This window comes from Agrobacterium genomosp. 13 str. CFBP 6927, assembly GCA_900012615.1.
Classification (GTDB): Bacteria; Pseudomonadota; Alphaproteobacteria; order Rhizobiales; family Rhizobiaceae; genus Agrobacterium.
Map to the genome: position 1 here is coordinate 539075 of LT009757.1, position 19236 is coordinate 558310.

The 19236-nt window shown below is 60.6% G+C and carries 17 protein-coding genes; 7 read left to right on the forward strand and 10 right to left on the reverse strand.

The genetic code is table 11. The annotated features are described in order from the left end of the window. Positions 1-23: 23 nt before the first annotated feature. Complete coding sequence (locus AGR13A_RS16710; protein ID WP_080837713.1) at positions 24-1631, reverse strand: ABC transporter substrate-binding protein; 1608 nt, start codon at positions 1629-1631, stop codon at positions 24-26. 269 nt (positions 1632-1900) lie between these two features. On the opposite strand from AGR13A_RS16710, the gene AGR13A_RS16715 reads away from it, so the two are divergent. From AGR13A_RS16715 to AGR13A_RS16745, 7 genes are all read left to right on the forward strand, one after another. Further along, the gene (locus AGR13A_RS16715; protein ID WP_080837719.1) at positions 1901-2890 is read left to right on the forward strand and encodes an ABC transporter permease; all 990 of its coding nucleotides are present in this window, start codon (positions 1901-1903) and stop codon (positions 2888-2890) included. Further along, positions 2887-3882 (forward strand): ABC transporter permease, encoded by a 996-nt coding sequence (locus AGR13A_RS16720; RefSeq protein WP_080837722.1) that lies wholly within the window; start codon positions 2887-2889, stop codon positions 3880-3882. Before AGR13A_RS16715 ends, AGR13A_RS16720 begins: the two co-directional genes overlap by 4 nt. Beyond that, complete coding sequence (locus AGR13A_RS16725; protein ID WP_080837727.1) at positions 3879-4877, forward strand: ABC transporter ATP-binding protein; 999 nt, start codon at positions 3879-3881, stop codon at positions 4875-4877. The genes AGR13A_RS16720 and AGR13A_RS16725 overlap by 4 nt, the downstream gene beginning before the upstream one ends. Beyond that, positions 4855-5790 (forward strand): ABC transporter ATP-binding protein, encoded by a 936-nt coding sequence (locus tag AGR13A_RS16730; RefSeq protein ID WP_080837731.1) that lies wholly within the window; start codon positions 4855-4857, stop codon positions 5788-5790. Before AGR13A_RS16725 ends, AGR13A_RS16730 begins: the two co-directional genes overlap by 23 nt. An 18-nt stretch (positions 5791-5808) precedes the next feature. Then, positions 5809-6864, forward strand: a complete 1056-nt coding sequence (locus tag AGR13A_RS16735; RefSeq protein WP_080837734.1) for an aldo/keto reductase — start codon at positions 5809-5811, stop codon at positions 6862-6864. Between the two features lie 68 nt (positions 6865-6932). Continuing rightward, on the forward strand, positions 6933-8171 hold the full coding sequence (locus AGR13A_RS16740) for an acyl-CoA dehydrogenase family protein (RefSeq protein WP_080837737.1): 1239 nt from the start codon (positions 6933-6935) through the stop codon (positions 8169-8171). Positions 8172-8208: 37 nt separating this feature from the next. Beyond that, positions 8209-9180: a LysR substrate-binding domain-containing protein gene (locus AGR13A_RS16745; RefSeq protein WP_080837740.1), complete on the forward strand. Its 972-nt coding sequence runs from the start codon at positions 8209-8211 to the stop codon at positions 9178-9180. 16 nt (positions 9181-9196) lie between these two features. Here AGR13A_RS16745 and AGR13A_RS16750 read toward each other — a convergent pair whose 3' ends face one another. The 9 genes from AGR13A_RS16750 to AGR13A_RS16785 form a co-directional block, all read right to left on the reverse strand. After that, on the reverse strand, positions 9197-10549 hold the full coding sequence (locus tag AGR13A_RS16750) for an LLM class flavin-dependent oxidoreductase (RefSeq protein WP_035221203.1): 1353 nt from the start codon (positions 10547-10549) through the stop codon (positions 9197-9199). Between the two features lie 45 nt (positions 10550-10594). Beyond that, a complete protein-coding gene (locus tag AGR13A_RS16755) occupies positions 10595-12190 on the reverse strand; it encodes an ABC transporter substrate-binding protein (RefSeq protein WP_035221204.1) in 1596 nt (531 codons plus the stop codon). A gap of 39 nt (positions 12191-12229) precedes the next feature. After that, positions 12230-12580: a DUF3088 domain-containing protein gene (locus AGR13A_RS16760; protein ID WP_035221205.1), complete on the reverse strand. Its 351-nt coding sequence runs from the start codon at positions 12578-12580 to the stop codon at positions 12230-12232. Further along, positions 12528-12875 carry a hypothetical protein gene (locus AGR13A_RS24985; protein WP_162180493.1) on the reverse strand — a complete coding sequence of 116 codons (348 nt, stop codon included), beginning with the start codon at positions 12873-12875 and terminating at the stop codon, positions 12528-12530. Before AGR13A_RS24985 ends, AGR13A_RS16760 begins: the two co-directional genes overlap by 53 nt. A gap of 135 nt (positions 12876-13010) precedes the next feature. Then, the gene (locus tag AGR13A_RS16765) at positions 13011-14600 is read right to left on the reverse strand and encodes an ABC transporter substrate-binding protein (protein WP_035221207.1); all 1590 of its coding nucleotides are present in this window, start codon (positions 14598-14600) and stop codon (positions 13011-13013) included. A gap of 34 nt (positions 14601-14634) precedes the next feature. Continuing rightward, complete coding sequence (locus tag AGR13A_RS16770; protein WP_051796070.1) at positions 14635-15834, reverse strand: M20 aminoacylase family protein; 1200 nt, start codon at positions 15832-15834, stop codon at positions 14635-14637. A gap of 89 nt (positions 15835-15923) precedes the next feature. After that, on the reverse strand, positions 15924-17108 hold the full coding sequence (locus tag AGR13A_RS16775) for an LLM class flavin-dependent oxidoreductase (protein WP_080837744.1): 1185 nt from the start codon (positions 17106-17108) through the stop codon (positions 15924-15926). Further along, positions 17099-17989 (reverse strand): NmrA family NAD(P)-binding protein, encoded by an 891-nt coding sequence (locus AGR13A_RS16780; protein WP_080837746.1) that lies wholly within the window; start codon positions 17987-17989, stop codon positions 17099-17101. The genes AGR13A_RS16775 and AGR13A_RS16780 overlap by 10 nt, the downstream gene beginning before the upstream one ends. Positions 17990-17996: 7 nt before the next feature. Further along, positions 17997-19064 carry an ABC transporter substrate-binding protein gene (locus AGR13A_RS16785; RefSeq protein WP_080837749.1) on the reverse strand — a complete coding sequence of 356 codons (1068 nt, stop codon included), beginning with the start codon at positions 19062-19064 and terminating at the stop codon, positions 17997-17999. Positions 19065-19236: the final 172 nt, after the last annotated feature.

A 19236-nucleotide genomic window follows, 5' to 3' on the forward strand; every position in this document is an offset into this window, starting at 1 on the left:
GGCGAGCCGGTCTGGCGAGACGATCAGGATGCGGCGATATGCGCGAAGGCGAGGCTTCCCGCCACACCCTCCGCGCCGATGGTGTGATCGGCAATGCGCTTGTTGTAGATGGTGATCTCCGGTGCTGCGACGATATCGATTGCCGGCACATCATCGACGAGAATCTGCTGGATTTCCTTCCATTGCGCGACGCGCCTGTCCGGATCGATCTCGATGGCGGCGGCCTCCAGCAGTGCATCCACCTTCGGATTGCTATAGGCAGCGCCATTGGAGAAGGGCACGCCCTTCTTGAAGTTCTTCGACCAGTAAAGCCGCTGCACGCCGACGGTCGGATCGAAGAGATTGCTCATGCCCTCATAGGCAAAATCGAAATCGCGATCCGTGTAGATGCGTTTGGTATAGGTGGCGAAATCCTGCGTCCGCACCGTCACATCCACGCCGACCTTCGCCAGCGCCTGACGAATATAGTCCGCACCGCGCGGATAGGCCTCGGTGCTCGGCACATAGTCCAGATTGAGCTTGAAACGGATGCCATCCGCACCGCGCTTGTATCCGGCCTCATCCAGCAGCGCTTCGGCGGCCTTCAGATCGATCGGATAGGTCTTCAGATCGTCCACGAACCATTTCGTCAGCTTCGGATTGATCGGCCCGGTAATCGTCGCGCCATAACCGAAATTGACGGTGTTGAAGATGACGTTGCGGTCAATCACATGCGCGAAGGCACGGCGGACGCGAACATCCTTGAACACGTCCTTTTCGAGGTTGAATTCCACGCGGCTGATCGAATTGGTATATTGATAGCCGTTGGTCTCGAAGCCAAGGCTCGGCAGTTCCTTCAGCCGGTCGAGATCGCTATAGGCGACCGGCGTGCTGGGCGCGAGATCGATCTCGCCGGTTTCGATGGCAATAGCGCGAGCCGAAGCGTCCGGAATGAAGCGGACGATGAGCTTGTCGAGATAGGGGCGCGGCGCATCCCAATAATTGGCATTGCGCTCAAAAACGATATGGCTGCCGCGCACCCATTCCTTGAACTTGAACGGGCCGGTGCCGATGGGTGCGAGATTGACCGGATTTTCGGTCACCTTCGTACCCTCGTAGAGATGTTTCGGCACGATGGGCGTTTCGGCGGCGGCGAGCGCCGTGATCAGATAGGGCGCTGGTTTGGAAAGAACCAGAACCGCCGTCAGTTCGTCCGGCGTCTCGACAGCAGTGAGGTTCAGGAATGTATTGCGGCCGCGCGGATGCACTTCCTTGATGGCATTGATGGAGAAAGCCACGTCGGCGGATGTGAAAGGCTTGCCGTCATGCCACTTCACGCCGGGCCTCAGATTGAAGGTGTAACGCAGACCATCCGCGCTCACATTCCATGATTTGGCCAGCAGCGGCTTGGGATTGAGGTCAAAATCATAGGTCAGCAGCCCTTCGGTGACCTTGGGCGATATATAGACGGAATTATAGGCTGTGTGTGCGATCGTCGTCAGTACCGGCGGCTCCGATGAGATGAGCAGGGTGGCCGTGCCACCGCTTGCCGGCTCCGCCGCGTTGAGCTTCAGCCCCGGCAACGACACCACGCCAAGCGCCACGGACGCCAGCAGAAATCCACGCCGCGTCGTCTGGTTGAAAATAGTCATGCGATACCCTCTCCTTGATTGAACCGGCGAAAAACCGGCAAACTGAACGGCCGCGCTTAGGAAGAAGTTTGTTCCGCAGACGAGAGCGAGCTTGGCATGAAGAACCAACCATTCTCATAAACAGGAATTATCTTTTCTTTATGGCGCATATTTCCGTAAATTTCAGAAAATAATTCTATTACTCTTTGACAAATTCCATAAAATTAGTCAACTAATACCAGCGCCTTCAGGGGCCGATTTCATATTTCCACGCTTACGGACTGGAGCCGATGTCGAATTCGAAAAGGATTTTATCGCAGGCAAGGCGGGTTGCCATTCAGGCCATTCCGACGGTTCTCGGTATCGTCATCCTGAACTTCTTCCTGCTGCAGCTGGCGCCCGGCGATGCCGCCGATGTGCTGGCCGCGGAAGCGGGTTCAGCGACCGTCGAGACCATGGCCGAAATCCGCAACCGCTTTGGGCTGGATCTGCCCGTCGTGCATCAGCTGATGAACTATCTCGGCAATCTCGCGCAATTCAGCCTTGGCTTTTCGCCGCGTTACGGCATGCCGGTGGCAGACCTCATCGGCCAGCGTCTGCCCGGCACACTCGCCCTGATGGGCGCGGCACTCGGCATTGCGATTTTCGTCGGCGTGTTTCTCGGCTCGATCATGGCGCTTTTCTCCGGCAAGCTGCCGGACCGGATCATTTCCATCGGCTCGCTGATCTTTTATTCCGTACCGGGTTTCTGGATCGGCCTGATGTTGATCCTGACCTTCTCAGTGAAGCTCGGCTGGCTTCCCTCGGGCGGCGACAGCACCATCGGCAGCAGCCTCACCGGTCTCGACGCCCTGCTGGACAGGCTGCGTTATATCGTTCTCCCTGCCCTTTCGCTGGCGCTTTATTTTCTGGCCATCTACGCTCGCCTTACCCGCGCGGCGATGCTGGAAGTGAAATCCCAGGACTATGTGCGCACGGCGCGCGCCAAGGGCGTCTCTCCGCTCCGGCTCACGACGCGCCATATCCTGCGCAATGCGCTCATCCCAATCACCACTATGGCCGGCATGCATATCGGCGGCCTGCTCGGCGGCGCTGTCGTGGTCGAAACGGTCTTCAGCTGGCCGGGCCTTGGCCGTCTCGCTTTCGAAGCCGTCATGGCGCGGGATTTCAGCGTGCTGCTCGGCATTCTGCTTCTCTCCTCCCTCGTCGTCATCATCGTCAATGCAGCCGTGGACCTGTTGCAGGCATGGCTTGACCCCCGCATCGGAGAAAGCCGATGAATTCATCTCAGACCACCGCTGTCCTCGGCGCAGCCGAACTCAGCGCCGAAGACAACAATCCCAAACCGAAGAAACCGGAAGAAAAAGTCTGGCCCTATATCCATGCGCCGGATGCGCTTTCGGCCCGTTCCGTCTCCGTGCCACGGCGCGGCCTGCGGCGGGAACTGAAAATCTTCCTCACCAATCCCAACGCCATCGTCGGGTTGCTGTTTCTCGCAACCGTCATCGTCACCGCACTGATCGCCCCCTTGATCTATCCCGGCGACCCTCTGGAAATGGTGGCCCGCCCGTTCCTGTGGCCCGGCCAGAATGCCGCCTATCCGCTCGGAACAGATTCCATGGGCCGGGATGTTCTGGCCGGCATCGTGCATGGCGCACGCATCTCGCTCACCGTCGGGGTCGTCGCGACGCTGATCGGGCTCACGATCGGCATCGCGGTTGGCGCTTTCGCCGGTTATTTCGGCGGCGTCATTGACGATATCCTCGTGAAGCTGATCGAAATTTTCCAGACCCTGCCGAATTTCGTGCTCTTGGTGGTGCTCGTCGCCATCGCCCAGCCATCCGTCACCACGGTCACGTCAGCAATCGGCATTATCACCTGGCCGCTCGTTGCACGTCTTACCCGTGCGGAATTCCGCGCCATCCGCGAAAAAGACTATGTGCTCGCCGCCCGGAGCCTCGGTTACGGCCATGCGCGCATCGTCTTTCAGGAAATTCTGCCCAATGCCCTGCCCCCGATCATCGTGACCTCCTCGGTCATGGTGGCGGGTGCGATCCTCATGGAGGCGGCACTGTCCTTCATGGGGCTTGGCGATCCCAACCGTGTCTCATGGGGATCGATGATCGGTTCGGGTCGCGATGTCATCCGCACCGCATGGTATCTGACCGCCCTTCCCGGCCTTGCCATCGTCTTCACCGTCATTTCGCTGAACCTTATCAGCGATGGTCTCAACGATGCGCTCAACCCCCGTTTTTCGGAGGAACGCCGATGAGCAAACTGATCGAAGTCCATGATCTCTCCGTCAGCTTCGGCTCCGCCCAACCGGTCAAAGGCGTCAGTTTCGATGTCAGCCCCGGCGAAATGCTGGCCATCGTCGGCGAAAGCGGCTCCGGCAAATCCCTGACCGCGCTCGGTCTCATCGGTCTTTTGCCCTCGCACGCCAAGACCGGCGGCCGGGTTCTGCTCGAGGGCCGCGACCTGCTGCCGCTTTCCGAACGGCAGTGGCGCGGCGTTCGCGGCCGGGATATCGGCATGATCTTTCAGGAGCCGATGACCTCGCTGAACCCGGTGCTGACGGTTGGCGAGCAGATCATCGAGGTGCTGCGCATCCATGAGAAGATCGACCGGCATCAGGCCCGCAAACGCGCCATCGAGCTTCTGGAACTGGTCAATATTCCAGACGCCCGCCGCCGGGTGGACGATTATCCGCACCAGCTTTCCGGCGGCATGCGCCAGCGCGTGATGATCGCCATCGGCGTCGCCTGCAACCCGAAACTGCTGATCGCCGACGAGGCGACGACAGCGCTCGACGTGACGATACAGGCGCAGATCCTGCAGCTGCTCGATAATCTGCGCCGCGATCTCAACATGGCCGTCATCCTCATCACCCACGATCTCGGCATCGTGGCGCAATGGGCGGACCGGGTGATGGTGATGTATGCCGGCCGCAAGGTGGAAGAGGGATTGCCGGAACCGGTTTTCTCCAACCCCTACCATCCCTATACGCGCGGCCTGCTCGCCGCCTCGCCGCGTGCGGAAGACGGGCAGCATTATCGCGATGGGCCGCTCATCGAGATTCCGGGCTCCATCGTTTCCGCCACGGGGGAACGCGGCTGCGCATTCCGGCCGCGCTGTCCGAGCGCCCGCGGCTTCTGCGGGCAGTTCGTGCCGCCGCTGCGGCAAATCTCGCAAGGCCGTTACGCCGCCTGCCCCTTCGTTGCTCCCACATCCCAGGAGGTACCCGATGGCGCTCTTGTCAGTGCATAGTCTTTCCACCCATTATTCGGGCGGACGCGGTACCGTGCGCGCCGTCGACGACGTTTCCCTCGATATCGAAGCGGGCGAGACCGTGGCGCTGGTGGGCGAATCCGGCTGCGGCAAATCCTCGCTCGGCAAATCGCTGATGCGGCTGGTCGAGCCGTCTTCCGGCCGGATCACCTTCAAGGGCGCCGACGTCACGGCAATGACATCGTCCGAACTGCGCGGCATCCGCCGCCGCATCCAGATGATCTTTCAAGACCCCTTCGCCTCGCTCAACCCGCGCCAGACGGTGCGCACCATCCTCACCGGCCCGCTGAAAGTGCATGGCATCGGTGACCGGGCGCGCCAGCGGGAGATCGTCGAGGCCATCGTCGCGCAGGTCGGCCTACCGGCGGATTCGCTCGACCGTTATCCGCATGAATTTTCCGGCGGCCAGCGCCAGCGCATCGGCATTGCCCGCGCTCTGGTTCTGGAACCGGAACTGGTCGTCTGCGACGAGCCGGTTTCGGCGCTCGATCTTTCGATACAGGCGCAAATCCTCAATCTTCTGGTGGAGATGAAGAAGCGGCTTTCGCTCTCCTATCTCTTCGTCTCCCACGACCTTTCCGTGGTGCGTTATTTCTCCGACCGCGTGCTGGTCATGTATCTCGGCAAGATCGTGGAAAGCGCGCCGACATCGGAACTCTGGGCGTCGCCAAAGCACCCCTATACGCGCGCGCTTCTCGCCGCCGTTCCCGATCCCGCCCGCCGCAAGCAGGCAGCACCGATCTCCGGCGACCTGCCGAGCCCGCATAACCCGCCATCCGGCTGCCGGTTTCACACCCGCTGCCCGCTCGCCACCGATCTCTGTCGCGAAAAAGCGCCGGATTACACCCTTTTCGGCAAGAACCACGCCGTGGCCTGCCACCATGCCCAATAAACTGAAGGAGCAACCATAATGGTCGACTATCGCTATCTCGGACGCAGCGCGCTGAAAGTTTCACCGCTGAGCCTCGGCACGATGATGTTCGGAGGCCCGACGCCGGATGACGTGGCCTTCCGCATCATCGACAAGGCGCGTGAGCAGGGTATCAATTTCATCGACACGGCCGATGTCTATCACGACGGCAAGTCCGAAGAGGTCGTCGGTCGCGGCATCAAGTCCAGCCGCGATCACTGGGTGCTGGCGACGAAATTCGTCAATTCCCACACCAAGGGTCCGAACCTCGGCGGCCATTCGCGCAAATGGGTGATTGAGACCGTGGAAAATTCGCTGCGCCGCCTCAACACCGATTATATCGACATTCTCTATTTCCACCGCGCCGTCTTCGATGCGCCGCTGGAAGAGCCGGTGCGCGCCATCGCCGATCTCATCCGCGCCGGCAAGCTGCGCTATTTCGGCGTGTCGAACTTCCGTGGCTGGCGTATCGCCGAAATTTCGCATCTGGCCGACCAGCTCGGCATCGACCGGCCCATTGCCAGCCAGCCGCTCTACAATATCGTCAACCGCACCGCCGAAGCCGAGCAGCTGCCGGCGGCCAATCATTATGGCCTTGGCGTGGTCTCCTATTCGCCGCTCGCACGCGGTGTGCTGACCGGCAAATATCAGCCGGGCGAACAGCCGGGCGCCGATACCCGTGTCGGCCGTGGCGACAAGCGCGTTCTGGAAACGGAATGGCGTCCGGAATCGGTCGAAATCGCCCAGAAGGTCGCAGCCCATGCCGCTTCGAAGGGTGTTTCGGCGGCGGATTTCGCGCTCGCCTGGGTGCTGAACAACAGGTTCGTCACCGCCGCCATCACCGGCCCGCGCACCGAAGAGCACTGGGACGGCTATATTCGCGCGCTCGATGTGAAGATCGATGCGGAAGATGAAGCGCTGGTCGACAGCCTCGTTACCACCGGCCATCCCTCGACAGCCGGCTTCAACGATCCGAGCCATCCCGTCGAAGGCCGCGTGCCGCGCAATCTCGAATCCGCACACCGCCCGGCGCTCAAGCCGCGCGCGGTCGCCTGATCGTCCAGAAGACCATGCCTGCGGCGCGCCGTGCCGTGGGCCCTCACATCCGCTCAGGGAAAACCGCAATGTCCACTCCGAAACTACAGACAACCACCACCGACAATGCCGGCGTACCGAGCCGTGACGAGATTTTGGCCCGGGCAAAGGACATTGCGGCCATCGCGGCCAAGGATGCCGCCCGTCGCGAACGCCAGCGGGAACTTCCCTTCGATATCTTCGCCCTTATCAAGGAGGCGAAGATCGGCACACTGCGCGTTCCCGAAGCCAAGGGCGGACCGGGCGGCTCGATTGCCGACTATATCGAAGTGCTGATGATCCTCGGCGAAGCCGACAGCAATATTCCACACGCGCTTCGCAGCCATTTCAATTTCACCGAAAACCTCGCTCTGGCACCCATCGAGCTGGAGGACCGGCGGCATCTCGAACATGTGCTTGCCGGCAAGCTCTTCGCAGGCGCCAGCACTGAACAGGGCACCAAGCGCCCCGGCGAAATCACCACGCGGCTGAGTGCCGATGGCGACCGCTACCGGCTGAACGGCCGCAAATGGTATGCGACCGGCACGGCCTTTGCCGATTTCGGCACCTTCAGCGCCATTGGCGATGACGAACAACCGATCGGCGTTCTCATTCCGCTCGACCGCGCCGGCATCACCATTCTCGACGACTGGGACAGCATGGGCCAGCGCATGACGGCAAGCGGCGGTGTTCTGCTGGAAAATGTCGAGGTGCTGCCGCATGAATTGACGACGCGCAAGCTCGGCAGCCAGATCGGCCGCCACAGCTCGGCCATGCGGCAGCTGCATCTCGCCGCCTCGGCCGCCGGCGCCGTTCAGGGCGCGCTGAAGGACGGCGTGGAGTATGTGTTGCGCCAGGCGCGCACCACGCTTCACAGCAGCGCCGAAACCGCCAATCAGGACCCCTTCGTGCAGAAGATGCTCGGCGAAATCAGCGCCGGCGCTTTCGCTGTGCAGACCCTGATCCGCGAAGCGGCGAGAACGCTCGACCGCACCGCCGCCGCCTTCGCCACCGGGGACGAAGAGGCGATCGAGGCAGCCCTGCTGGAAGGCTCACTCGCCACCGCCCGTACCCAGATCATCGCATCGCAGCTGTCGCTCACGGTCGCCACCAATCTCTATGAACTCGGCGGCGGCTCGGCGACATCGAGCGAGCGGAATTTCGACCGCCACTGGCGCAATATCCGCACTGTCTACAATCACAATCCGCTCGCCCACAAGGCGCGGGTGATCGGGGACTATTATCTCAACGGCACCACGACGCATCTCCGGGAAGGCCGGGTGTTCTGACCATGTGGAAGATGCAGGCGGCAAAGGAGGAACAGCAATGAGACCGGAGTTTATCGCTCCCGCCGGGAGCCGGGCGGCTTTTCGCCTGCCGACACTTTCCCGGCTGCCACCGCTGACCGCCTTGCGCGCCTTTGTCGTCGCCGCTCGCCATGCGAGCTTCTCGCGGGCGGCAGAGGAGCTGCATGTCTCGACCGCTGCCATCGGCCAGCAGGTGCGAATTCTCGAAACCCATCTCGGCCAGCCGCTCTTCAGCCGCCAGCGCGGAGAATTGCTGCTGACGGATGCCGGCAGCGCGCTTTATCCCGGCCTTGCCGATGCTTTCGAAACCATGATCGGCAGTCTTTCCGACCTGATGGTTTCAAACGCCCGGCCGCAGCTGAAGGTTCTGGCGGAAGGTTGCTTTGCCGCCCGCTGGCTGGCGCCGCGGGTGGGCAGTATCGTTCCGGCGCTCGGAGACGTGGAGCTTTCCATCGAATCCCTTGAGAGCGAAACCATCGACCTCACCCATTTCGATGCCGATTGCGCCATCGTCGCCACCCATGCGCAGATTCCGGGCTTCATTCATGAGCCACTTTTCGCCGACACCGTCAGCGCCGTCTGCACCCCGGAATTCGCGGCCCGCCATGGGCTTGCAGAAGAACCGGAGCGCTTGCGGGATCTCGGTTTTGCGATGTTGCGTGGCAATGGCCTGGACCCGGCCTTCGAATGGGCGAACTGGCTTCGCGCCTGCCGCATTCCGCTCAGGCTTTCAGCGACCGGCCCGCGTTTTTCACGCCAGACGGCGCTGATAGAGGCAATCTCATCCGGCCACGGCATCGGCCTCGTGCGCCATTCCCTGATTTCGGAAGAGCTGAAAAACGGCCGGCTGATCGCTCCTTTTGGCGCACCGCAGCCGACCGCCAGCCGTTATCACCTGCTGACCAGTCCTGACAGGCGGCGGCTGCCGGAGGTCGCATCTCTACTCGCCCTGTTGCGCGAGGATATGCGCTCTCTCGAGGCCGCCGCCTGAACACGCCCGTCCCACCTCAGGCGCGTTCCCTTTGCAACTCTCTGGCCGCATAGATATTTTCCGGCCGAGGCAGGCCATAATGGTCACGCAGCGTGTCGCCCTCATAATCTTCGCGGAACAGACCTCGCTGTTTGAGGATCGGCACGACCCCGTCGACGAAGTTGTCGAACCCGCCATTCAGCCATGGCGGCATGATGTTGAAGCCGTCGGCCGCGCCCTCGCGGAACCAGGTCTCTATCCAGTCCGCCACCTGCTCCGACGTTCCGGAAATCACCTTGTGGCCGCGCCCGCCGGCAAGCCGGTGCAGCAATTGCCGGATCGTCGGATTTTCCCGGTCTATGACATCGAGAACCAGCTGATGGCGGCTGCTATCCGCCTGCGCGCGTGTCGCTTCCACGGCTTCCTTCGGCAAGGGTTGGTCGAGATCGGCCGATGAGAGATCGATGCCGGTGATGCGCTGCAATTGCCCGAGCGAAAAGGCCGGCTGGATGAGATCGTTGAAAGAGGCCTCGAGCCTGCGCGCCTCCTCTTCGGTTGACGCGATGAAGGGGCTGATGCCCGGCAGGATTTTCACATGGGCGGGATTGCGCCCCGTGGCCGCGACACGTCTCTTGATGTCGGAATAAAAAGACCGCGCACTCTCCAGAGTCTGATGCGCGGTAAAGATTGCCTCGGCATAATGGGCGGCGAAACCACGCCCTTCCTCCGAGGAGCCTGCCTGCACATAGACCGGCCGGCCCTGCGGTGAACGCGGCACGTTCAGCGCGCCCCGCACCCGATAAAATTCGCCGTCGTGATTGGCAGGATGGATGCGGTCGGTATCGGCGAAAAGGCCGCTTTCCTTATCCGCAACAATGGCGTCATCTTCCCAGCTGTCCCAGAGCTTCGTCACCACATCCACGAACTCGATCGCCTGACGGTAACGATCCGCATGCGGCGGATGCTTCTGGAGATTGAAGTTGCCGGCGGCCGCATCCGCCGAAGTCGTCACGATGTTCCAGCCCACCCGGCCGCCGCTGATATGATCGACGGACGCGAACAGCCGCGCAAGATTATACGGCTCGTAATAGGTGGTGGAGGCCGTGGCGATGAAGCCGATCTTTTCGGTGACGGCGGCAAGGGCCGCCAGCATGGTGATCGGCTCCAGCCGGTGGCGGGCGGCATAGCGGATATTGGCGTCCAGCACCGGCGCATCGGCGAAGAAGATGGCATCCAGCTTCGCCGCCTCGGCCTTGCGGGCGATATCCTGATAGAGCCTTATATCGGTGACGCGATGCGGCTCGGAGTCCGGATGCCGCCAGGCCGCCTCGTGATGTCCGCCCGGATAGATGAAGGCATTGAGAACCAGCTTGTCGGATTTTCTGCTCATGGAAATGACCTCTTATTCGCTCTGAACCGAAGGGTTGGGAGGCTCTCACGCCTCCTTCGTCACCCAGGCCTTGGCGAGATTGCCGCTCAGCCCCTCTGCGCCTGTCGCATAGTCCTTGATGCGCACGCTGCCGACGACCGGCTGGATGGGAGAGACGAGATTGATGACGGGAAGATCCCTGGCAACGACGGCCTGAAACTCCTTAAAGAAGGCGGCGCGTTTTTCGATATCCGGCTCCACCGCCGCCGCTTCCAGCAGCCGGTCCACTTCGGGATTGGCGTAGTGGCTGGCATTGGAGAATGGCAGGCCGATCTTGAAGTTCTTGCTCCAATAGACGCGCTGCACGCCCGCTGTCGGATCGAAGGTGTTGGAGAGGGATTCCACCGAAAGGTCCCAGGCACGGTCGGTATAGACAACCTTCACATAGGTGCCGAAATCGAATTTCTGGATATCCGCCTCGATGCCAATCTTTGACAGCGCCTGCGCAATGAAATCCGAATAGGTCTGCGGGTTGAAGGGATTGGTGGTAACCCGAAGCTTGAAGCGCTTGCCGCCATCCTTGCGCGGGAAACCGGCCTCATCCAGCAGCTTTTCAGCCTGTGCGACATCGAACTTGGCAAACCCGATATCGGGATTGTGGAACTTCGCAAGGCCGGGGCTGATCGGCGTCGGCGATGGCACGGCGTAACCATAAAGCACGGTATCGATGAGCGCCGGAACATCGATGGCATGGGCAATGGCCTGCCTGACCTTCAATTCCTTGAGATATTCATTCTCAAGGTTGATCACCAGCTGGTTCTGCTGGCCGGCATAGGCATAGATGCGGTCATCCACCTTCAGTGTCGGAATGGATTTCAACCGCTCCAGATCGGCAAGCGCCACCGGGTTGGGGCCGATATCGCCTTCCCCGGTTTCCAGCGCCGCAGCGCGGGCGCCCGCATCGTTGATGAGGCGGATGATGACGCGATCGAGATAAGGGCGCGGCGCATCCCAGTAATCGGCATTCTTCTCCAGAAGAATATGGCTGCCCGGCACCCATTCCTTGAGCACGAAGGGGCCGCTGCCGATGATCTGGGCGGGTTTCGGATTATCGGTCGGCTTGAAGGTCTCGAAGATGTGCTTCGGTACGATTGGCGATTCCGACGAGGCGAGCGCGGTGATCAGGCCCGGCGCCGGCTTGGAAAGCTTCACTTTCGCGACCAGCGGATCGGAGGTATCGACACTTTCAACATGCGAGAAAGTAGCGCGACCGCGCGGATGGGCCTCCTTCAGCCGCAGAATGGAAAATTCCACATCCGCCGATGTCACCGGTTTGCCATCGTGAAACTTCGCCTTCGGCTGCAGATGGAAGACATATTCCAGCCCATCGGCCGAAACGCTCCATTCCCTGGCGAGGCTCGGCTTGGGCAAAAGCTCGTAATCATAGGTCAAAAGCCCATCGTAAATCTTCGAGCCGATAAACTGCGGACCGCCCGCACTGGTATTGATCGCCACGAGCTGGGTCGGCTCGGGAAAATAAACAATCTTGAGCGTGCCGCCCGAAACCGGCTCTTCGGCAGCGGCAAAGGAACCGCCCGGAAGCGCGACGAAAGCGCCGGCGGCAAGTGCAATTTTGTGAAACTGGCGTCTGGAAATGGTCATGTCTGTCTCCGAAAAAATCCGATATGCGGGCGCGGCAACTCAGTGCAGCTGCGGGAACCCGTGGCGCTCGGCGAGGATTTGCAAAATGCGTTTGGTGTCCTGAATGAAGTGCGTGTCACCCTTGGCCGTCGCGTCGCTGGGCGCGTCACCGGCAAAGATGAACAGCGGCAGCGACTGGTTTTCCTCACCCACGACGGCGATGACAGCCTCACGCGGGCGCTGGAAACCGACACGGCGGATATCGATCCCGGCGGCAAGGTCAGGAAAGGCGGCAAGCAGGCCTTCGATCTGGTTGCAATGCGGGCAGACGAAGCGGACACCGGGGTGTTTTGGGTCTTCAAAACCGGGGGCGATCAAAAAAAGCGTATCCTTGGCCATGGCATCCATCATGTGAGGGTGAGATTTCCAGCTCACAGTGCAGGTGGCCAGAGTGCGGGTCCAGAAAGCAATTCTTGCTTCGCGGCGAAGAAATGCTTTGCGCTAAATTATTGATGAAACTTATTTTTTCGAAATTTTCACGGATGGCATCGCTGTTTCGCCCGACCTGTTTCATGCGCAAAGTTTTTCCCTGAAACGGGCGTGCCGCGCGAAGGTGCAAAAAAGGATGGAAGGCGGATTTCGGCAATAAAAAACCCGGCAGAATTGCCGGGTTAATGTTGATGATCGCAGACCCCTCCTCCGTCATGCCGGGCTTGACCCGGCATCCAGCCACGGCGCGTCTGCGCCGTGAGAGGGGTCTATCGCGATCAAGGACTTGATCGCGATAGACCCCGAATCCAGTCCGGGGTGACGGAGCTTGGATACCCCTTTTGACAAACGCTTACTCGCCTTTCCAGGCCGTCGCCAGATCGCCATAGGCAATGTCGATGGTCGTCACGAGCGATTTCAGGCTGGTATTGCGCAGAATGACGGTCGGCAAGGCGACGATGGAGAAATTCGGCAGATCGTCGCCGGTGATTTTCTGGATATCGTGGAACTGCTCCGCCCGTTTCGTTTCGTCCACTTCAATCGCGGCGGCACGGAAAAGATCATCCACCTTTGGATTGTTGTAATGGGCCGCGTTGACATAGGGCGCGGGTTTCTTGATGCCGTCGGACCAATAAAGGCGCTGCACGCCCGCCGTCGGATCGAACAGCCGGCTGATGCCGTTCACCGTCAGGTCAAAACCGCGCTCCGTATAGACCCGCTTGATGAAGGTGGCGAGATCGCCCTCGACAATATCCACCTTCACGCCGAGTTTGCCGAAGGATGAGCGGAGATATTCGGAGGTTTTGCGGAAGACGTCGGAAGGCAGGAAGGCCAGCCGCAGCGAAAAACGGGTGCCATCCGCACCCTTCGGGTAGCCGGCCTTGTCCAGCAATTCGTTCGCTTTGGCGAGATCGAAGGGATAGGTGAAAGGCTTCTCGTCATTATAGGCGGTGAAGACGGCCGGGATGTTCGAACCGGCGGGTTTCGCCGTCCCGAAGAAGATGGCGTCGTTGATGAAGTTGCGGTCGATGGCATGCGCCAGCGCGTGCCGGACTTCCTTTTTGGCAAGGATCGGATTTTCGAGATTGAATTCGAAAACGGCGGCATTGTTGAGATAGGAGTCGGTATAGACCTCCACGGCAAGCTTCGGATTTTGCCGCAGACGCTCCAGATCGCTGTAGGACACATCGGCGGTATAATCCGCCTCGCCCGTCTCCACGGAAATGGTGGTGGAAGCCGAATCGGCGACGAAACGGGCCACGAAACCGTCGAGATAGGGAAGATCGGCCTGCCAGTAGTTCGGGTTCTTCTTCAGCTTCACATAGCTGCCGCGTTTCCATTCCTCGAAGACGAAGGGGCCGGTGCCGACTGGCGCGTTACCATTCGGGCTTTCGTTATAATTTTCCGAAGCATAGGCATGGGCCGGCAGAATGGGTGTTTCGCCACCCGTCAGCGCTCGCAGGAGATAGGGCGCGGGCTTGGAAAGCACCACCACGGCCGTCAGCGGATCGGGCGTTTCGATATCGGCAACATTGGCGAAGGTGATGCGTCCGCGTGGACCGACCTTCTTGAAGGCCAGCAGCGAAAATTTGACGTCTTGCGACGTGAAATCCTTGCCGTCATGCCATTTGACGCCCTTGCGTAGCTTGAACGTGTGGCGCAGCCCGTCGGCCGACGTTTCCCAGCTTTCGGCCAGAACCGGGTGCGGTTTGAACTCGCTGTCGAACCGCACCAGCCCTTCGAGGATTTTCGTGGAAATGGCACGGGTGCGCGTATTGGAATCGGAAAGCGGCACCAGCGTCGTCGGCTCGCCGAGACCTGCAAGGGTGACAATCCCGCCCTTTTTCGGCGTTTCGGCCGCCAGAGCCGGCAGGGAGGGCAACAGCATGGCCCCGGTTAGCGCTGCACTCAAAAGCAATGTTTTACGTCTTGTAATATCCATGGATGTTTCCTCTTGCAGGCTTGTTTTTAAATGTTCACGCAGGTTTCAGCCGGGTTTCCACCAGCCGGGCAAACAGAGTGGCGCCGACGGGCAGAATGGCGTCGTCGACGATGAAACCGGGATTATGGGCGGGCACCGTGCCGGAATGGCCGAGGGTGAAAAACGCGCCGGGCGCGTGTTTCAGGAGATCGGCGAAATCCTCACTGCCCATGAAACGGCCGGGCTCGGTGGAAACGCGCTCGTCTCCCAGAACCTCGCGCGCCACGCCGGCGACGATCCCCACCGATGCATCGTCATTGGTAAGAACCGAGAATATGTCGCGAATATCCACCTCGGCGGTGAGGCCGTGCGCTGCGGCAATATGATCGGAAATCGTGCGGATGCGCTCTCTTATGGTTTCGCGCACGCTGTCGGAGAAAGCCCGAACCGTGCCTGCAATCGCTGACGTTTCGGGAATGACGTTATAGGCTGATCCCGCCTCGATGCGGGTGATCGACAGGACAGCGGGATCGGTCGGCGGCACGTTGCGGCTGACGATGGTTTGCAGTGCCTGGATCAGTTCACCCGTCGCCGGCACCGGATCACGCGAAACATCGGGGTGAGCAGCGTGTGCCCCCCTGCCCTTCAGCCGGATATCGAAGAAATCCGCCCCCGCCAGAATGGTGCCGGGCGAAACCTTCAGATGATTGGGCGCAGCATGGGAGGAATTGTGCAGCCCGTAAATCTCGTCAACGGGGAAATCCTTGAACAGCCCGTCAGCGATCATGGCGCGCGCCCCGCCGAGACCTTCCTCGGCCGGCTGGAAAATGAACACCACCGTGCCGGCAAAATCTCGGGTTTCCGCCAGATAGCGGGCGGTGCCGAGCAGGATGGTGGTGTGCACATCATGCCCGCAGCCATGAAACTTGCCGGGATAGACAGACGCATAGGGCAGACCGGTTTCCTCCGGCATCGGCAGGGCATCCATATCCGCCCGCAGCCCGATGGAGCGATTGCCCGCATGGCTACCACGCAGCACGCCGACCACGCCGGTCTTGCCATAATCGCGATGCACCTCGATGCCCCAGGAGGCGAGCTTTTCGGCGACAATGCCGGAGGTGCGGACCTCCTCGAAACCGATTTCCGGATGCTGGTGCAGATCGTGGCGGATGGAGACGAGTTCAGGAACATAGGTCCCGATCCGATCCAGGATTTTAGGTGCAGGCGTTTTGACGGGATCGACGGCGATATTCACGGTATCTCCTCAGGGCAAAAAATATCGTTTTCGCAATCCGGCGATTGCGAAGGCTGGGTTTCGGGGCTGGAAATGCAGCGGGAGAGGCCTCAGAGCCTCAGGCCCGCCTCCTTCATCAGGGGCAGAATGCGTTCGGCGAAATAATCGAGGTCTTCGCGGAAATCGTAAAAATTCAGCTGAACCCCATCGATCCCGGCCTTTTTCAGACCGACAAGCTGCTCGACCACCTGCTCCGGCGAACCGATGATCTCGATATTGCCGCCAAGATTGCGCCCCTGCTTGTGGCGCGCATCGCCGCGACCGCGCCAGGCATGGGCGTCGCTGTCGTAATTATTGGTGGCGAAGGCGCGGGTGCCGGGCTGCGGTTTTCCGGCCTCAATGGCATCCGCATAGGCAATCGCCTCCTTCTCCGTATCGCGGCTAACGATGATCGGATTGATGATCGTCTTTACCTGCCGGCCATAGGCCTTGGCGCGGTTCTTGATGGTCGCGACATGATCGGGAAGCGTTTCCAGCGCGCTGTCTATATGCGCGCCGCCGGGCGAGGTGACGAAAACCAGATCGGAATGACGGGCGGCGAAATCAATGCCTGCGGGCGAACCGGTCGCCGTCACCAGCGGCGGGCGTCCGAAAGCAGGCTTCGGCGTGATCCAGCCATTGTTGATCGCCCAGGGATTGAGCTTGCCTTCATAGGAAAAGTTCTCAGTCTCACCCCACAGGCGGTGCAGCACATCGAACAATTCGCCAGCCATGTCGTAACGCTTGTCGTGGTCGATACGCTGCCAGCCGAACATTTCATGCTCGATGGCGCGGTGGCCGGTGACAATATTGATGCCCCAGCGCCCCTTGGCGATATGATCCAGCGTCGCACCATATTTGGCGAGATGCAGCGGATGCAGCGGCCCATAAAGCACATGGATGGTGGAGATCAGCAGAATGTTCTTCGTGACCGCCGCCATGGCGCCAAGCGCGATGAAACTGTCGAGCGAGGATTCACCATCATAGCCGCCCTTGGGCAGCCATTGTGTGCGACTGAAGGCGATTTCGAAACCAAGCTCTTCCGCGCGCTTCACCAGTTCGACATTATAATCGAAGGTCCAGCTGTTGCTGGTCGGCAGGCTGGAGAAATTGATGTCCTGCAGATTAAGGAACAGGCCCAGCATCAGCGGCTGCTTCACCGCCCGGCTGAGCGGGCTGTCTTCGAAATCAGCCGGGCTTTTCAGGTCGAGACCTTTCAGCTCGGAACCTTCAGGTAGCGGAACAGTCAACGCCATGTCTTTTCTCCCTCGGAATGATCCTGCGGGGTGGTTGCCAGCCGGACACGCAGATAGTCCTCCACGCTGCGGGGCAACCGGCCGGTAATCTGCTGGACGGTATTGTTGACGGAGGCCGCAAGGCCTTTGCGGATGAGTTGGCCGAATTCGCCGATCGCCTTCTGTTCAAACGCGCCTATATGTGGCTGCAAGGCCGGGGCGGCATTGTCCGAAATTCCCACGGGCCGATGCTGGATGCGCGCCGCGATACGGGCGATTTCCAGCGCCGACAGGGCTTCACCACCGGTCAGCACCAGGGTGCCGGAAACAGGTGCGCTTGTGGTGAGCGCATGAACCGCGACATCGGCAATATCGTCCGCATCGATGAAGGAGACCGCCGCATTGCCAAAGCGGGCGGGCACATCCTCTCCCTTGCGCAGCGCGGCGACAACGGGTTCCAGCGCAACCTGCATCCAGGCATTCGGTCGCAGCACCGTATACGCGATACCGCTTCCAGCCAGATGCGCTTCCACCTCGGCATGCGCCGCCCCCGAAATGGAATATCCGGCGTTCTCAATGGTCCAGTCGGAGCCGGATATTTTCACGATCCGCGACGCACCGGCTGAGAGGGCGGCATCGATGACCGCATTCTGGTCCGCCACCAGGGTTTCACCGATGGGGGAAAGCAGAAAGACGGTCTCGATACCGCGCGAGGCCTCCTTCAAGCTGGCCGGGTCGGAGAAATTTCCCTCCGAGATATCGACCCTGTCGCCCCAGAGCTTGAGCGCATCCTCGCGCCTGCGGGTCAGCACCCGAACCTTCGCCTCTTTCTGCAAGAGACGGCTGACGACACGTCTGCCGAGCTTGCCGGTTGCGCCCGTTACAAGAATGGTGGCTGTCATGACACCCTCACTTTCCCACACTGCGTTGCGCAGCATCTTGCTCGAAAGAAAGGGCGCGTGGATCGGCCCAGTCCTGCACATCGAAATCCGCCGGAATGAATTTCCATTCCAGCAGGAAATCCTTGAAATGGCTGAGTGCATCCAGCTCGGCCCGATCGAGATCGAGCCGCAGATTGCGGTGTACATCCGGGCCATTCGCAGCCAGAACCGCCTCCTCGCTGACGCCGATCTCACGAGCAATGAAACGCACGGCTTCCCCCGGATTGTCATTTGCCCATTGGGCAACCCGCTGTACAGTGGCGACGAGTTCCGCCACCAGATCGGGCCGCTCATCGGCAAAGGTGGCGTCCACCGTCAAGGGGCGCGGCGTGCCGTTGTTGATGCGGATTTTCGGATCGGGGTGGAAACCCGTCGACACCACGACCTGCGCACCGATGAGATTGGCGACGGTGACGCCTTCCGCGCCCTTCACGAAAAACGCATCGATCTGGCCCCGATGCAGCGCTGCAATCTCCTCGCCATAAGGAAACCGCCGGCGCAGACCATGGAACCTGTCGTCAGAAGGATCGAGCAACACCGGCTCTTTCGCCGTGAGATCGACAAGCTCAACATCCGCAACGGCGAGGTCCGAAACCGTCAGCGCCGAAACGATGCCCTTCAGGGATGTGGCACGCTGGAAATCGATGGTTTCATTCGGCCGTTTCGGCAGGCCGATGCGCCGTCCCTTCAGATCGCTGCCCTTGCTTATTCCGCTCGCTGGCAAAGCGATGACGGCCTGAAACTCGTCGGTCCTCGTCAGCCCCACCAGCCGTGTTTTCCGGCCACCTGATTTCGCCCAGATCGGCGGAATATTGCCGCCCTGACGGAAGGACCAGTCCAGACGATGATCGAAATGGCTCTGGCGAATGGCCGGATCGGCCGCGTCGCGAATGGAGGAAACAGAGATGCCATGGGTGGCGAAACTGTCCTCGATCCAGCCCAGTTGCGCCGCGATGGAAAGCGGCGTGGGCGCCGGGCAGCGTGTGTACCACACGGTTACGGGTTGGGTTATCTCGCGAAGGGCGGCATCAGCCATGGCGTTCGTCCTCGAAATTGCGATCTGAACGGCACGCTACACGCCATAAGATATTTTCTATAGATAAAGTGTACTATTTCAGGCGCGATTGGGGAAATTCGTTTCCATCTTGTGAGCGCTTCGCCAAGACGACGGAATATCCTTTCGAGAATGGCAAGATTTCGGGTCGGTT

Bases quoted from the DNA above. Each gene is read 5' to 3' on its own strand.
- AGR13A_RS16710 (WP_080837713.1), bottom strand. From the start codon at position 1,631: ATGACTATTTTCAACCAGACGACGCGGCGTGGATTTCTGCTGGCGTCC.
- AGR13A_RS16715 (WP_080837719.1), top strand. From the start codon at position 1,901: ATGTCGAATTCGAAAAGGATTTTATCGCAGGCAAGGCGGGTTGCCATT.
- AGR13A_RS16720 (WP_080837722.1), top strand. From the start codon at position 2,887: ATGAATTCATCTCAGACCACCGCTGTCCTCGGCGCAGCCGAACTCAGC.
- AGR13A_RS16725 (WP_080837727.1), top strand. From the start codon at position 3,879: ATGAGCAAACTGATCGAAGTCCATGATCTCTCCGTCAGCTTCGGCTCC.
- AGR13A_RS16730 (WP_080837731.1), top strand. From the start codon at position 4,855: ATGGCGCTCTTGTCAGTGCATAGTCTTTCCACCCATTATTCGGGCGGA.
- AGR13A_RS16735 (WP_080837734.1), top strand. From the start codon at position 5,809: ATGGTCGACTATCGCTATCTCGGACGCAGCGCGCTGAAAGTTTCACCG.
- AGR13A_RS16740 (WP_080837737.1), top strand. From the start codon at position 6,933: ATGTCCACTCCGAAACTACAGACAACCACCACCGACAATGCCGGCGTA.
- AGR13A_RS16745 (WP_080837740.1), top strand. From the start codon at position 8,209: ATGAGACCGGAGTTTATCGCTCCCGCCGGGAGCCGGGCGGCTTTTCGC.
- AGR13A_RS16750 (WP_035221203.1), bottom strand. From the start codon at position 10,549: ATGAGCAGAAAATCCGACAAGCTGGTTCTCAATGCCTTCATCTATCCG.
- AGR13A_RS16755 (WP_035221204.1), bottom strand. From the start codon at position 12,190: ATGACCATTTCCAGACGCCAGTTTCACAAAATTGCACTTGCCGCCGGC.
- AGR13A_RS16760 (WP_035221205.1), bottom strand. From the start codon at position 12,580: ATGATGGATGCCATGGCCAAGGATACGCTTTTTTTGATCGCCCCCGGT.
- AGR13A_RS24985 (WP_162180493.1), bottom strand. From the start codon at position 12,875: ATGACGGAGGAGGGGTCTGCGATCATCAACATTAACCCGGCAATTCTG.
- AGR13A_RS16765 (WP_035221207.1), bottom strand. From the start codon at position 14,600: ATGGATATTACAAGACGTAAAACATTGCTTTTGAGTGCAGCGCTAACC.
- AGR13A_RS16775 (WP_080837744.1), bottom strand. From the start codon at position 17,108: ATGGCGTTGACTGTTCCGCTACCTGAAGGTTCCGAGCTGAAAGGTCTC.
- AGR13A_RS16780 (WP_080837746.1), bottom strand. From the start codon at position 17,989: ATGACAGCCACCATTCTTGTAACGGGCGCAACCGGCAAGCTCGGCAGA.
- AGR13A_RS16785 (WP_080837749.1), bottom strand. From the start codon at position 19,064: ATGGCTGATGCCGCCCTTCGCGAGATAACCCAACCCGTAACCGTGTGG.